Genomic DNA, 14,092 nt, shown 5'->3' on the forward strand with positions numbered 1-14,092 from the left:
CTGCCCAACCAACGACGCCGGCGCGGTTCCCCTCGGGGGCCGCGCCGGCGTCGTTTAATCCCCGGCGGGCCGTTCTCCGGGTGGTATCAGCGTTCCCGCAGGTGCCGCGCCGGCGCCGGGTTGCCCGTACAATCGACTAAACGAAGCGTACTTACGATTACTGGATGCGGAGCGATGGCGGTTTCTACACTTGCGGGCGGGCGCTACGCGCTGGGCCGGCGCGTGGGCGCCGGCGGCATGGCCGAGGTGTATCTGAGCCGGGATACCCGGCTCGAGCGCGACGTCGCCATTAAGGTATTCCGGCCGGGCACCGCCGACGGCATCGAACGCGGATCCGTCGAGGCGCGGCTCCTCGCAGGGCTCGACCACCCCGGGCTGGTCCGGGTGCTCGACATGGACACCGAACACGCCTCCGGCGACGGCGCCTACCTCGTGATGGAGTACATCCCGGGGCCCGACCTGGGAGCTGTGCTCCGCACCGGCCCGCTCACTCCCGCCGGTGCCCGCCACGCGGGCCTCGACCTCTCGCGTGCGCTCCACCATATCCACCACCGCGGCGTCATCCACCGCGACATCAAACCCTCGAACATCCTCACCCGCGACGCCGAGCCCGGAAGCGGTGTGTTCACCTACCTGCTGACCGACTTCGGCATTGCCCGGTTCTTCGACGGCGGCGGCATGACGGCCACCGGGCAGGTCATCGGCAGCGCCGCCTACTTCAGCCCCGAGCAGGCCCGCGGCGAAATGGTGGGAACGCCCACCGACATTTACTCCCTGGGCCTGGTCCTGATCGAGTGCCTGACCGGTGAACGGGCCTTCCCCGGGACCGGGGTCGAAAGCGCCCTGGCCCGGCTGCACCGCAGCCCCTCCATCCCGGCACGCGCCGGCGCCCGAATGGGCGAACTCCTGGCCGCCATGACCCTCGACGATCCCGGTGCCCGCCCCGACGCCCGTGCCGTCGCGACGGCGCTGGCCGAGCTCGACGGCGGCGCGCCGGGTGCCGCTGTGAACGCCGCCCCGGCGCCCCTCGAACCCACGCAGGCAGTGCCCACGGCAGAAGGCCCGGTTTCGGGCCCGGGCGCGGCGCCCGATGCTGCGGCGGAGAGCCCGACGGCGCCGGTGCCGCGGGTGGATGCGCCCACGGCTGCCGTGCCGGTAGCGGCGGCACACACGGTGGCCCTGCCTGCGGCAGCAGCCACGGCGGCGACAGCCTCCACGACGGCGACACCTGCGGCGGTATCGACCGCGGCAGCTGCCCCGACGAGGGCCATCCCCGCCGGTGCCGCCCCGGCGGCCCCGCCCACCACCGGGGGTCCCGGCCGGGACCCGGAGCCCGCAGAGGTTCCCGGACCGGTGGGCGCCTCCCCGGTCGTCGATCCGGACCGGCCTCCTCTGCCCGGCGGCAACCGCGGAACGCGGCGCAGGCGCGTTCCGGGCTGGCTGATCGTTGGAGCGGTGGTCCTGGCGGCGCTGGCGGTGCTGGCCGCGGTGCTGCTGAACCGGCCCGCAGGATCGGGTGTCGACCCTGAACCCCTCCCGTCGGTGGGGGGAACCACCGGCGAACGGCTTGAGGAACTCTACGAAAGCGTGAACCCATGATGCTGAGTCTGCGGCGGGCCGTATCCCGCCCGGTCCTGGTGGCCGCCGTCGTCGGGTCGCTGGCCCTGGCCGGCTGCGGAGCGCCCGGCGCGCTGGACGCGGAGGCCGCCCGGGAGCTTTCGGCCTCGGTGCGCGAAATCGCAAGTCTCACCGCCGCGGGGAACACACAGGCGGCCCTGGATCGCGCCGAGGCCCTGCGGCAGGAGGTTGAGGCGGCGGCCGCCGACGGCGCGATGTCCGAGGACCGCGCGGCGCTGATCTCGGCGAGGATCGACGCCGTCGTTGACTCCCTCCAGGAGGCCGGGGAGGAGCCGACCCCTTCGGCGTCGACGACGCCCCCGGCCGGAACGGCCCCCGCGCCGGCGACCTCCGCCGCTCCGCCCGCGCCGGTGGTTCCGGCTCCGGTCGAGCCCGCACCGGTCGAGCCCGCACCGGTTGAACCCGCACCGGCCGCGCCGGAACCGGAGACGGAGGCACCCGCGGAGCCCGCCCCCGAGGAGCCGAAGCCGGAGGAACCAGCGTCCGAGGCGCCGAAGGACCCCGAGGATCCGGGCAAGGGCAATGACAAGGAAGACGACGACAAGGACGACAAGGACGACGACCCCGGCAAGGGCAACGACGACCCCGGTAAGGGGAAGTCGGAGGGGTCACAGAAGGACGGCTGACCCCGCCGCTCAGGAGCGGATGGCTGCGATGACCGATCCGGCCGACACGGTGTCCCCCGGAGCGGCGGAGAGGCCAGACAGGGTGCCCGACTTGTGGGCGGTGAGCGGCTGTTCCATCTTCATCGCCTCGAGGACCACGATGAGGTCGCCCTCGGCCACCTTGTCCCCGTCGGAGACGGCGACCTTCACGATGGTGCCCTGCATGGGCGAGGTCAGGTCGTCACCGTTGGCAACGGCCGTACCCGCCCGGGGGCGCTGGGACTTCTTGGGCTTGCCTGCTGCGGGCGGCCGGCCGTTGCCCGCGCCGAGCCCGGCCGGGAACACGACCTCGAGGCGGCGTCCGCCCACCTCGACGGTGACCCGCTGCCGGGATTCCTCGGGAGCCGGGTCGGCGCCGGTGGGCACCCACGGCTCGATCCGGTTGTCGAACTCAGTCTCGATCCACCGGGTATGGATCGCGAAGGTCCCCTCCGCCGGGGCGAAGGCCGGGTCGGCGACCACCGCGGCGTGGAAGGGAAGCACGGTGGGCATCCCGCCGACCTCCATTTCGGCAATGGCGCGCCGTGCCCGCTGCAGGGCCTGTTCCCGGGTTGCGCCGGTGACGATGAGCTTGGCCAGCATCGAGTCGAAGTTTCCTCCGATCACCTCGCCCTGCTCCACGCCGGAGTCGACGCGGACGCCGGGGCCGGTGGGCAGCTTCAGCGTCTCGACCGTGCCGGGGGAGGGAAGGAAGCCCCGGCCGGCGTCCTCGCCGTTGATGCGGAACTCGAACGAGTGGCCGCGCACCTCGGGGTCGCCGTAGCCGAGGGCTTCACCGCGGGCGATGCGGAACTGTTCGCGCACCAGGTCGATGCCGGTGACCTCCTCGGAGACCGGGTGCTCAACCTGGAGCCGGGTGTTGACCTCGAGGAAGGAGATGGTGCCGTCCTTGCCGACGAGGAACTCGCAGGTGCCGGCGCCCTGGTAGCTTGCCTCGCGCAGGATCGCCTTGGAGGCCTCGTAGAGGCGCTCGTTCTGGTCCGGCGTCAGGAACGGCGCCGGCGCCTCCTCGACCAGCTTCTGGTTGCGGCGCTGCAGCGAGCAGTCGCGGGTGGACACGACGACGACGTTGCCGTGCGCATCGGCCAGGCACTGGGTCTCGACGTGGCGCGGGGCGTCGAGGAAGCGCTCGACGAAGCACTCGCCGCGCCCGAAGGCGGCCGTCGCCTCGCGGACCGCCGAATCGTACAGCTCGGGGATCTCCTCCCGTTCGCGCACCACCTTAATGCCGCGGCCACCGCCGCCGAAGGCGGCCTTGATGGCGATGGGCAGGCCGAACTCGTCGGCGAAGTCGAGTACCTCCTGGACGGAGGCGACGGGGTCCTTCGTGCCGGGGACCAGCGGGGCGCCGACCCTGTCCGCGATGTGGCGGGCCTGCACCTTGTCGCCGAGCTTGGAGATGGCGTCCGGGGACGGGCCGATCCAGGTCAGTCCGGCCTCCTGCACGCGCCGGGCGAAGTCGGCGTTCTCGGAGAGGAAACCGTAGCCGGGGTGGATGGCGTCGGCGCCGCTGCGCCGGGCGGCATCGAGGATGCGGTCCATCACCAGGTAGGACTCGGCGGCGGTGGTGCCGCCCAGGGCGAAGGCCTCATCGGCGAGGCGCACGTGGAGGGCTTCCCGGTCCGAATCCGCGTACACAGCGACCGAGGCGATGCCCTCATCGCGTGCGGCCCGGATGACGCGGACGGCGATTTCGCCGCGGTTCGCGACGAGCACCTTCGTCACCGAGGTGGACACGGCGTCGGGGGTGGCGGCGGGCGGCAGGGGCGCGGGGACAGCGCCTGGCGGTGGTGTGCTCATGGGGTGGAATGCTCCTTCGGGTCTGATCGGAGCCTAGCGTCTAATTGTTGATTCCGCCCATAAACGGTGCCGTCGTTGCGTGTTGCTGGCCCTTCCTTTGTAGGGGTCCTACAAATCGCTCAGGCGGGGTCCGAAGATTCCCACAGGTCGGTCACCGGGACGCCCGCCGAGGCCAGCAGGGCGCGGAGCGTGGAGATGCTCAGCCCGACCACGGTGTGCGGATCGCCCTCGATCCGTTCGATGAAGGCCCCGCCCAGCCCGTCGATGGTGAAGGACCCGGCGCAGTGAAGGGGCTCTCCGCTGGCGACGTAGGCGTCCACCTCCTGCTCGGACATCACCCCGAAGTGGACGGTGGCGGAGTTGACTCCGCCGATGGTCGCACCGGAACCGTCCTCCCGGTTGTCGACCAGCCAGTGCCCGGTGTGAAGCACCCCGGAGGACCCGCTCATGCGCCGGATCCGGGCGCGGGCGACGTCGGGCTCGTACGGCTTTCCGTGCGCCTCACCGTCGAATTCGAAGATGGAGTCGCACCCCACCACGAGGGCGTCCTCGGCCTCGGGCAGGGAGGCGACCGCTTCGGCCTTGGCCCGCGCGAGCAGCAGGGAGGTGTCGTAGGCGTCGAGCTCACCGTACCCGGCCGCGACGGCGGCCTCGTCGACGTCCGAGACGAGGGTGGTGTGCCGGATGCCGGCCTCCCGAAGGAGCTTGGTGCGGGCGGGGGAGGCCGAGGCGAGGATGAGGTGCGGAGTCATCTCCCTACCCTATGCAGGCGGCGGGCCGGCCGGGAACCGGGGCGGGCGGAGGCCCGCCCCGGAGTATTAGCTCAGCAGCGCCCGGCGGAGCGTGTCCAGCCCCACCGAGCCGAGGTTGAGCGCGCGGGTGTGGAAGGCCCGCAGGTCGAAGGCCGCGCCCTCGCGTTCCTTGACCTCGTCGCGGATCTGCTCCCAGAGCCGCTGCCCCACCTTGTAGGAGGGGGCCTGTCCGGGCCAGCCGAGGTACCGGTTGAACTCGAAGTTCAGCTGCCCCTCGCTGATGGCGATGTTGCTGCGGAGGAACTCGTAGCCCTTCTCCGGGGTCCAGGTGCCCGAGCCCCACCGCTGCGGCACCTCGAGTTCGAGGTGGACGCCGATGTCGAAGACCACCCGGGCGGCACGCATCCGCTGGGCGTCGAGCATCCCGAGGCGGTCGCCCGGATCGTCGAGGAAGCCGAGCTCCTGCATCAGGCGTTCGGCGTACAGCGCCCATCCCTCGCCCTGCCCGGAGACCCAGACGGCGTTGCGCCGCCAGGAGTTCAGCAGCCGCCGCTGGTAGACGGCGGTGGCGACCTGGAGGTGGTGGCCCGGGACGCCTTCGTGGTAGACGGTCGTCGTCTCCTTCCAGGTGGTGAAGGAGTCCTCGCCTTCGGGCACGGACCACCACATGCGTCCGGGCCGGGAGAAATCGTCGCTCGGGCCGGTGTAGTAGATGCCGCCCTCGTGGGTGGGGGCGATCCGGCATTCGAGGGTGCGCATGATCTCGGGGATGTCGAAGTGCACGCCGGCGAGGGCCTGCACCGCGCCGTCGGACAGTTCCTGCATCCACTCGCGCAGCGCGTCGGTGCCGTGGAGCTGGCGGGCCGGATCGGCGTCGAGGACCGCGATGGCCTCCGCGATGGAGGCGCCGGGCTGGATCTCCGAGGCGACCGCCTCCTGCTCGGCGATGATGCGGTCGAGTTCCTCGACGCCCCACCGGTACGTCTCCTCGAGGTCGACGGCTGACCCGAGGAACAGGCGCGACATCAGGGCGTAGCGTTCACGGCCGACGGCGTCCTTGGTGGGGGCGCCGGGCAGCAGCTCCTCCTGAAGGAACGCGGCGAGCCCGCGGTAGGCCCGGCGGGCGGCCTCGGCTCCGTTGCGCAGCTCGGCGGCGAGCGGCCCGGTCACCGGCCCGTCGTCCGTCGCCGCGCCGGCGGCGAAGCTGTCGAAGAAGCCGCCGTCCTCGGCGTACCGGGTGACCTGCTCGATGACGATGCCGATCTGGCGGGCGGCGGCGACCAGGCCCAGCTCCCGTCCGCGGCGCAGGGAGGTGATGTAGCCCGAGAGGGCGGCGGTGACGTTCGACAGGCGGCCGGCGATGTGCGTCCAGTGCTCTTCCGTGGCCGTCGGCATGAGGTCGAAGATGGCCCGGATGCTCTGGGCGGGGCTTTCGAGGTTGTTGAGCTCGGAGAGGTTCGCCCCGGTCTCATGGATCTCAAGTTCAAGCCCGAGGCGTTCGCGCATCGCGTCGAGGGTGACGGCGTCGACGTCGTCGACCGGCTCGAGTCCGGAGAGGTCGGCCAGGGCGGAGCGGGCCGCTTCGGCGAAGGCTTCGATGCCGGCGGGGGAGTAGTCCCGGAACTCGGTCTCCCGGCCGGGCACGCCGAGGACCGTGGCGAATCCGGGGTCTAACCGGGTCAGGGTGGCGGTGTAGGTCTCCGCGACGGCGTCAATGGCCGTTGGCTGCCGGGCGGCACCGTCGGCGCCGGAGCCGGAGGACGGGGTGGAAGGGGTGGAGGCAGGGGGAGTCTCGTTGGTCACAGCCCGAGCCTAGCGCCGTCCGTTGCCCCGGGCTACGGTTCGGCCGAAATATCCGCGGCAGGTCCGGCGCCCCAGCGCGGCGGCGCGCGAAAAGCCCCTTCCCTTCCGCCGGGCACCTAGGGTGAGGGCATGAATACGGCGGCGGGGGACCCGCGGAGGAATTTTCAGGACCAGGACCAGGACCAGGACCAGGACCCGGACCCGGGACAGAGACAGAGACAGGACCCGGGACAGAGACGGAGACAGGACCCGGGACAGAGACAGGACCTGGCTCAGGACCGGCGCCCTGGATGGGATGACCGGCCGGAGTCGGTTTCCGAGGCCCTGCGCCGGAGTGCCTACCGGCTCGGCGCGGCGCTGCTGGCCGGAGCGCCCGGAAAGAACCCCGTCACGAGCCCGGTCAGTGCCCTGTGCGCCCTGCTGATGCTGCGGGCCGGGGCCGGCTCCACTACGGCCGCCGAACTCGACGGCGTCCTCGGTCTGCCGGCGGAGGGCGGCGACACGGCCCTCGAGGCCCTGCTGGCCCGGCTCGCGCCGTACGACGGCGATCCCGGGGCGGTGAACGCCCAGGAGCCGCCGGCCGTCCCGGTGCTGCACCTGGCCAACGGCGTATTCGTGGACCGGCGGACGCCCACCGGGGACGCCTTCCTGGCGACGCTGGCCCGCCATTCCGGCGCCGGCGTGTATCCCGTTGACTTCGCCGATCCCGCAACGGAGGCGGTGCTGAACCGCTGGGTGTCGGAGGCCACCGGCGGGCGCATGACGGAGGCGCCCCTTGAGTACAATCCGGATACGACCCTGTCGCTGCTCAACACCGCGTACTTCGCGGCCGCCTGGGCGGAGCCCTTCGACCCGTCCGGCACCTGCCCCGAGGACTTCCGGCTGCCCGACGGCACCACCGTGGCGGTTGATCGAATGCACACCCGCACCCCGGCCCGGTACGCCGCCGGGCCCCGGTGGGTGGCGGTCGACGTCCCCTACACCGAGGGGTTCGTGCTGCGGATCGTGCTCGCCGACGGCGACGCCCGGTCCGACGCCGGGTCCGACGCCGGCCCCGCGCTGCCTGCGTGCTCGGAGGAGGCGCTGCTTGAGGTCTCAGGGGTGATGGAGGAGGCCGGTGAGGTCTTCCTGGGGCTTGGCCTGCCGCGCTGGGAGTCCGACAGCGCCTTCGACCTGCTGCCGCTGCTGCGCAGGCTCGGCCTGCGAGAAACCCTTGGCAGCGCACCTGACCTTTCCGCAATCCAGCCCGACGCGGCCGTCGCGGCGGCGGCGCAGGCCGCCTCGATCACCGTGGGGGAGAAGGGGACGGTCGCCGCGGCGGTGACCCAGTTCGACCTGATGGCCACCTCGGCACCGGTCGATCCGGAACTGGTGTTCGAGATCGACCGGCCGTTCCTCTACGCCGTGCTCCACGAAGCCACCGGCCTGCCCCTGTTTCTCGGAACCGTCACCGACCCGCGCTGACAGGCCCGCGCTGACCGGCCCGGCGACCCGGGCCTGGCGCCGGGCACCGCCGGAGGTGGAAGCGACCCGGCGGGAGCGACCCGCGGCGGACAGTGAGCGGGCACGCAGCGGCGTGCCCCAGGCCTACCTGCCGCTGCGCCGCCAGGAGCCTGGCCCGGGCAGAGGGTGCAGGCGCAGCAGGGTCCGGCGCAGCCACGCCCGGCCCGGGTGGCGCCGGTCGTTGAACTCCGCTGAGTCCGCCATCGCCAGGACGACGGCGGTCAGCGCGGCCACTTCCTCGTCCGTGGGGTTCCCCGCCACCACGCGCAGCAGGGGTTCCTCCTCCGGGGCGCCGGTGCTCACAGCGGGATGTTCCCGTGCTTCTTGGCGGGCAGGGTGGCCCGCTTGTCACGCAGCGCCCGCAGCGCCCGCACCACCTGGACCCGGGTGTCGGAGGGGGCAATGACGGCGTCGACATAGCCAAGCTGCGCCGCCTGGTAGGGGTTGAGCAGCTCCTCCTCGTACTGTGCGACGACCTCGGCGCGTGCCGCCTCGACGTCGCCGCCGGCCTCCGCGACGGACTTCAGGTGGCCGCGGTAGAGGATGTTCACGGCGCCCTGGGCGCCCATGACGCCGATCTGCGCCGTCGGCCAGGCCAGGTTGAGGTCCGCGCCGAGCTTCTTGGAGCCCATCACGATGTATGCCCCGCCGTAGGCCTTGCGCGTGATCACCGTTACCTTGGGCACGGTCGCCTCGGCGTAGGCGTAGAGCAGCTTCGCGCCGCGGCGGATGATGCCGTTGAACTCCTGGTCCTTGCCGGGCAGGAACCCCGGCACGTCGACGAGGGTCAGGATGGGGATGTTGAAGGCGTCGCAGTGGCGCACGAAGCGGGCGGCCTTCTCTGAGGCGTTGATGTCGAGGGTCCCGGCGAACTGCATCGGCTGGTTGGCGACGATGCCGATGGTGTGGCCCTCCACCCGGGCGTACCCGATGAGCACGTTCGGCGCGTAGAGCGCCTGCATCTCCAGGAAGTGGCCGTCGTCGACGATCGCGGCGATGACGGCGTGCATGTCGTAGGGCTGGTTCGCGGAGTCCGGGATCAGCGTGTCGAGCGCCTCGTCCTCGAGCGTCGTCTCGAGCATCTCGGTGAATTCCCCGAGCGGGGCCTCGGCGAGGTTGTTCGAGGGGAGGTAGTCGAGCAGTTCCCGCACGAAGCCGACGGCGTCCTGTTCGTCGGCCGCGAGGTAGGTCGAGGTGCCGGTGGTGGTGTTGTGCTGGCGTGCGCCGCCGAGGGTCTCCATGTCGACGTCCTCGCCGGTCACGGTCTTGATGACGTCCGGGCCGGTGATGAACATGTGGGAGGTCTTGTCCACCATCACCACGTAGTCGGTCAGGGCCGGCGAGTAGGCGGCCCCGCCCGCGCAGGGTCCGAGGATCAGGGAGATCTGCGGCACGACGCCGGAGGCATGGACGTTGTTGCGGAAGATGTCGGCGAACATGGCCAGGGAGGCGACGCCCTCCTGGATGCGGGCCCCGCCGCCGTCGTTGATGCCCACCACCGGGCAGCCGTTGCGCAGCGCGAACTCCTGGACCTTGACGATCTTTTCACCGTTGACCTGGCTGAGGGAGCCGCCGAAAACGGTGAAGTCCTGGCTGTAGATCCCGATGAGGCGCCCGTCGACGGTGGCGTAGCCGGAGACCACGCCGTCCCCGAGGGGCCGCTTCTTGTCCATGCCGAACGCGTTCGAGCGGTGGACGGCCAGGGCGTCGAACTCGACGAAGGACCCGGGATCGACGAGGAGGTCGATGCGCTCGCGGGCGGTGTTCTTGCCGCGGGCGTGCTGGCGTTCGACGGCCTCGGGGCCGGAAGGCAGCAGCGACTGGCTCTGCCGGCGACGGAAATCGGCGAGCTTGCCGGCGGTCGTCTTGAGGTCGGGTTCCACGTCTTGCTTCATTGAATCTCCGAGTGCAGGGGGTAGGGCGGGCGTCTGGCGCGGCCGCCTCCGGAGGGCTCCTTGTGAGGAATCCTCCAAAAAAACGAGCGACCGTCCCAGTCTAGTGAGCCAAGGGGCCCCTCCGACTGTAGGACTCCTACAGGTTCCGGCGCGAACAGTTAGTCCGACCCCTTGGGTTACCGGTCGGTAACATTCGGTGCGTCGAAGGCGTTGCGGCGCTCCCGCCTGCGTATTCTTGCCGCATGACCGCCAGCAACGCAGCAGAGAATCCAGTCCCGACGACGGCCGCAGACCCGCCGGAGGCCCCCCTGCGCGGGCGCACCCTTTTGATGTCGGGCGGGAGCCGGGGCATCGGCCTGGCAATCGCCCTGCGCGCCGCCGGGGACGGAGCGAATATCGTGCTCCTGGCCAAGACCGGCGAGCCGCACCCGAAGCTTGAGGGAACCGTCTCCAGCGCCGCGCGCCTTATCGAGGAGGCCGGGGGAACGGCCCTGCCCCTCGTCGGTGACGTCCGCCGCGACGAGGACGTGCGCGGCGCTGTCGACGCCGCGCTCGAGCGCTTCGGCCGGATCGACGCCGTCATCAACAACGCCTCGGCCATCGACCTCTCGCGCACCCCCGAGGTCGACATGAAGCGCTACGACCTGATGGCCGACGTCAACGTCCGCGGCACCTTTATGCTCAGCAAGTTTTCGCTCGACGCGCTGCGCCGCTCCGACAACCCGCACATCCTGACCCTCTCGCCGCCGCTGAACCTTGACCCGAAGTGGGCCGGCGCCCACCTCGCCTACACTCTGGCCAAGTACGGGATGAGCCTGACCACGCTCGGCCTGGCGGAGGAACTGCGCGGGGAGGGCATCGCCGTGAACTCCCTGTGGCCGAAGACCCTGATCGACACCGCGGCGATCCGCAATATGCCAGGCGGCGGCACCCTGGTGCAGGCCGCCCGCCGCCCGGAGATCGTCGCCGACGCGGCGCACGCGGTGCTTTCGCGCAGCTCACGCAGCTGCACCGGCAACTTTTTCACCGACGAGGAGGTGCTCCGGGAGGAGGGAGTGAGCGACTTCACCCCCTACAGCCTGGGCGCACCGGAGGACCGGCTCGTCCAGGACATTTTCCTGTGAGCCGGTGGGGGCTGCCCGGCTGGGTAGAATCGGAGGCATGACCAACCGCTACTCAAACCTGGAGCGACCCGGTTTGGACGCGGCGGCGCTGTCGGTGGCCCTGTGCGCGCCGGCCGGACCGTATGCGCGCTTGGAGCTGGTGCAGGAGACCGGCTCCACCAACGACGATCTGGCCGGGCTGGCCGAACTGGAACCCGCGCAGTGGCCGGACCTTTCGGTGCTGACGGCGGAGATGCAGCGCGCCGGGCGCGGGCGGCTCGGCCGCAGCTGGGTGGCCCCCGAGCGGTCCTCCCTGATTGTGAGCCTGCTGCTGCGGCCCGTCAACGCCGGCGGCCGGCCCCTCCCAACGGAGAGCTACTCCTGGCTCTCGCTGCTCGCCGCCCTGGCCCTGGCCGAGAGCGTCGAGGACCGCACCGAGGTGAGCCCGCAGCTGAAGTGGCCCAACGATGTCATCGTCGATTCCCGCAAGCTGGCCGGGGTGCTCGCACGGTTCGTTCCCGGAGCCAACGGCTCGCCGCCGGCCCTGGTGGTGGGGGTCGGGCTCAATGTCAGCCTCACCGATTCGGAACTGCCGGTGCCCACCGCCACCTCCCTGCTCCTTGAGTATGCGGGCACCACGGACCGCAATATCCTCCTGAAGTCCTTCCTGCGCACTTTCGCCGCCCGCTACGCGGCCTTCTGCGCCGTCGACGGCGACGCCTCCGCTCCCCTCGCCGACGGGAGCACCTTCGCCGGCGCGGTCTCCGGGCGCATGCACACCCTGGGCCGGGCCGTCCGGGCGGAGCTTCCCGGCGGCCGCGAACTGACCGGCCACGCGCTGGCGCTCGATGAGCGCGGCGGTCTCGTGATGCGCGACGACGACGGCGGGCGGCACACCGTCTCCGTCGGCGACATCGTGCACCTGCGGCCCGCGGGTCAGGACGCCGGATGACGGCGGCAGCCAGAGCCGGACGGCCACCGCGCGGCCCGGGTGGGAACGTCCCGGCCGCCGCGCAGGCCCCCGGCGCGCGCACCGCCCCGGGGTCGTCGCGATGAAGGTGAAACTCGCCCCCGGCGAGCAGGTCCTCACCCGGACTCGGGCGACGCCGCGGAGCCTTGTCTGGCCGTCGATTGGAGCCCTGGCCGTACTCACCGCCGGCGGCTACGCCCTGGGCTGGCTCAGCCGCGCCGCGCTGCCGCCGGACCTGCAGCAGTGGCAGCCCCTGCTCGTCGCGGTGGCGGCCGTCGGCGGCGCCCTGCTGCTGCTGAGGATGTTCCTCCGTCCGCTGCTGCGCTGGCTGGCCGGCCGCTATATCCTCACCAGCCAGCGGCTCATCCACCGCCGCGGGATGACCCGGCGCAGCCTGTACGAAGTGCCGCTGGCCTCCGTCCACCAGGTGGGGGTGACACAGTCCCTGGTGCAGCGGCCTTTCGGCAGCGGAACGCTCACCCTCGACCTGGGTTTCGGCCGCTCCGTCAGCTACCGCGACGTGCCCTGCGCCGCCGTGTTCCGGGACCACGTCGCCGAAGCGATCGGACAGCTCCCGCAGTCGGCACTCTTCAATTGCCGTGCCATGATGGGTCAGCCCGGCCCGGACCAGTGGCCGGACCAGTGGCCGGACCAGTGGCCGGACCAGGGTCAGCCCGCGCCCCCGGAAGCGCGGCAGGAGGGCCCCGGCGGGGCCTGGAGGGGGACGGTATGACCACCGCAAGCCGTCCCGACGCCGCCGTGCCCCCGCCGCCCAAGGCCGTGTGGCAGCCGCAGGAACTGCCGGGATCAAACGGGCACCCCGGCGAACGCCCGGACCCTGTTCCCGCACGCGCGCCCGTGCCTGCCCCCGCGCCCGCCACCGCCGACCCGCACCGCGAAGCGATCCGGGCGCTGGAGATTGAACTCCTCGGGGCGGAACGCACCCTGCGCCGGCGCGAGGTGGCCGCCCGCGCCGGGGTCTCCCTCCTGTCGGCCCGCAAGCTCTGGCGGGCCATGGGCTTCCCCAACATCGGGGACGAGGATGTCGCGTTCACCGAGAAGGACAAGGAAGCGCTGACGACCATCATCGAGCTGGTCCGGCAGGAACAGCTCACCGAGGACGCCGCCATCTCCATCACCCGGGCGGTCGGCCAGATGACCGACCGCATGGTGGTGTGGCAGATTGAGGCCATCGTCGAGGAGATGGTCGTCCAGCGCGGCATCCCCGACGCCGTCGCCCGCAAGGCGCTCGTCTCGGAGCTCCCCGACCTGATCGCGCCCCTCGAGAAGATGCTGGTGTACGCGTGGCGCCGCCAGATGAACGCCGCCGTCCAGCGCCTGGCCCTGCGGGCCGAGTCGGGCCTGCGGGCGAGCGAGGAGGGCCGGGACGGCCACGAGGACGACGCACCCCTGCCGCTGGCGCGCGCCGTTGGCTTCGCGGACCTGGTGTCCTACACCAGCCTGTCCCGGCAGATGAACGAGCGCACCCTCGCCCAGCTGGTGCAGCGGTTTGAGAACAAGTGCGCCGAGATCATCTCGGTCGGCGGCGGGCGGCTGGTGAAAACCATCGGCGATGAAGTCCTTTACATCGCCGAATCGCCCGAGGCCGGCGCGGAGATCTCCCTGGCCCTGGCCAAGGCCTTCACCGAGGACGACCTGCTGCCCTCGGCCCGGGTCTCGATGGTCTGGGGGAGGATCCTGTCCCGGCTTGGGGATATCTACGGCCCGACGGTGAACCTCGCCGCGCGCCTGACCGCCCTGGCCGAGCCCGGCACGGTGCTGATCGACGCCACCACCGCCGCCACGCTCAGCGGCAATGAGAAGTTCGTCCTGATCCCGCAGCAGGCACGCACCGTGCGCGGTTTCGGGGAGGTCCACCCGGTGACCCTGGCGCGGGGGACCGGCAGCGGGCTGGTGCTCGACTGAGCCCCCGCCCGACCGCACGACGGCGCCCGGCACAGCC

The 14,092-nt window shown here is 71.7% G+C and carries 12 protein-coding genes; 7 read left to right on the plus strand and 5 right to left on the minus strand.

What is annotated here, in order from left to right; genetic code table 11:
* The first annotated feature begins 174 nt into the window (after nucleotides 1–174).
* Together GVV77_RS01835 and GVV77_RS01840 are read left to right on the plus strand one after the other, a co-directional pair.
* Nucleotides 175–1,599: a serine/threonine-protein kinase gene (locus tag GVV77_RS01835; RefSeq protein ID WP_159615811.1), complete on the plus strand. Its 1,425-nt coding sequence runs from the start codon at nucleotides 175–177 to the stop codon at nucleotides 1,597–1,599.
* Nucleotides 1,596–2,264 (plus strand): hypothetical protein, encoded by a 669-nt coding sequence (locus tag GVV77_RS01840; RefSeq protein WP_159615813.1) that lies wholly within the window; start codon nucleotides 1,596–1,598, stop codon nucleotides 2,262–2,264. Before GVV77_RS01835 ends, GVV77_RS01840 begins: the two co-directional genes overlap by 4 nt.
* Before the next feature lie 9 nt (nucleotides 2,265–2,273).
* Here the strand turns inward: GVV77_RS01840 and GVV77_RS01845 are convergent, their stop codons facing one another.
* The 3 genes from GVV77_RS01845 to GVV77_RS01855 form a co-directional block, all read right to left on the minus strand.
* Nucleotides 2,274–4,103 (minus strand): acetyl/propionyl/methylcrotonyl-CoA carboxylase subunit alpha, encoded by a 1,830-nt coding sequence (locus GVV77_RS01845; RefSeq protein WP_159615815.1) that lies wholly within the window; start codon nucleotides 4,101–4,103, stop codon nucleotides 2,274–2,276.
* A 119-nt stretch (nucleotides 4,104–4,222) separates the two neighbouring features.
* Nucleotides 4,223–4,855 carry a Maf family protein gene (locus tag GVV77_RS01850; RefSeq protein WP_159615817.1) on the minus strand — a complete coding sequence of 211 codons (633 nt, stop codon included), beginning with the start codon at nucleotides 4,853–4,855 and terminating at the stop codon, nucleotides 4,223–4,225.
* A gap of 66 nt (nucleotides 4,856–4,921) precedes the next feature.
* Nucleotides 4,922–6,571 carry a DUF885 domain-containing protein gene (locus tag GVV77_RS01855; protein WP_246199601.1) on the minus strand — a complete coding sequence of 550 codons (1,650 nt, stop codon included), beginning with the start codon at nucleotides 6,569–6,571 and terminating at the stop codon, nucleotides 4,922–4,924.
* A 216-nt stretch (nucleotides 6,572–6,787) separates the two neighbouring features.
* Here GVV77_RS01855 and GVV77_RS01860 point away from each other — a divergent pair, with 216 nt between their 5' ends.
* Nucleotides 6,788–8,122 carry a serpin family protein gene (locus GVV77_RS01860; RefSeq protein ID WP_159615821.1) on the plus strand — a complete coding sequence of 445 codons (1,335 nt, stop codon included), beginning with the start codon at nucleotides 6,788–6,790 and terminating at the stop codon, nucleotides 8,120–8,122.
* Nucleotides 8,123–8,245: 123 nt separating this feature from the next.
* On the opposite strand, the gene GVV77_RS01865 is transcribed toward GVV77_RS01860, so the two are convergent.
* Together GVV77_RS01865 and GVV77_RS01870 are read right to left on the minus strand one after the other, a co-directional pair.
* On the minus strand, nucleotides 8,246–8,464 hold the full coding sequence (locus GVV77_RS01865; RefSeq protein WP_159615823.1) for an acyl-CoA carboxylase subunit epsilon: 219 nt from the start codon (nucleotides 8,462–8,464) through the stop codon (nucleotides 8,246–8,248).
* A complete protein-coding gene (locus GVV77_RS01870) occupies nucleotides 8,461–10,044 on the minus strand; it encodes an acyl-CoA carboxylase subunit beta (protein ID WP_159616173.1) in 1,584 nt (527 codons plus the stop codon). The genes GVV77_RS01865 and GVV77_RS01870 overlap by 4 nt, the downstream gene beginning before the upstream one ends.
* A 254-nt stretch (nucleotides 10,045–10,298) precedes the next feature.
* On the opposite strand from GVV77_RS01870, the gene GVV77_RS01875 reads away from it, so the two are divergent.
* The 4 genes from GVV77_RS01875 to GVV77_RS01890 all read left to right on the plus strand — a co-directional run bounded on the left by GVV77_RS01875 (nucleotide 10,299) and on the right by GVV77_RS01890 (nucleotide 14,055).
* Nucleotides 10,299–11,180: an SDR family oxidoreductase gene (locus GVV77_RS01875; protein WP_159615825.1), complete on the plus strand. Its 882-nt coding sequence runs from the start codon at nucleotides 10,299–10,301 to the stop codon at nucleotides 11,178–11,180.
* Between the two features lie 37 nt (nucleotides 11,181–11,217).
* Nucleotides 11,218–12,111 carry a biotin--[acetyl-CoA-carboxylase] ligase gene (locus tag GVV77_RS01880; protein ID WP_159615827.1) on the plus strand — a complete coding sequence of 298 codons (894 nt, stop codon included), beginning with the start codon at nucleotides 11,218–11,220 and terminating at the stop codon, nucleotides 12,109–12,111.
* Between the two features lie 100 nt (nucleotides 12,112–12,211).
* Nucleotides 12,212–12,862 carry a PH domain-containing protein gene (locus GVV77_RS01885; RefSeq protein WP_159615829.1) on the plus strand — a complete coding sequence of 217 codons (651 nt, stop codon included), beginning with the start codon at nucleotides 12,212–12,214 and terminating at the stop codon, nucleotides 12,860–12,862.
* Nucleotides 12,859–14,055: an adenylate/guanylate cyclase domain-containing protein gene (locus tag GVV77_RS01890; RefSeq protein WP_159615831.1), complete on the plus strand. Its 1,197-nt coding sequence runs from the start codon at nucleotides 12,859–12,861 to the stop codon at nucleotides 14,053–14,055. Before GVV77_RS01885 ends, GVV77_RS01890 begins: the two co-directional genes overlap by 4 nt.
* Nucleotides 14,056–14,092 lie beyond the last annotated feature (37 nt).

Source organism: Arthrobacter zhaoguopingii (assembly GCF_009828605.1).
Lineage (GTDB): Bacteria > Actinomycetota > Actinomycetes > Actinomycetales > Micrococcaceae > Arthrobacter_D > Arthrobacter_D zhaoguopingii.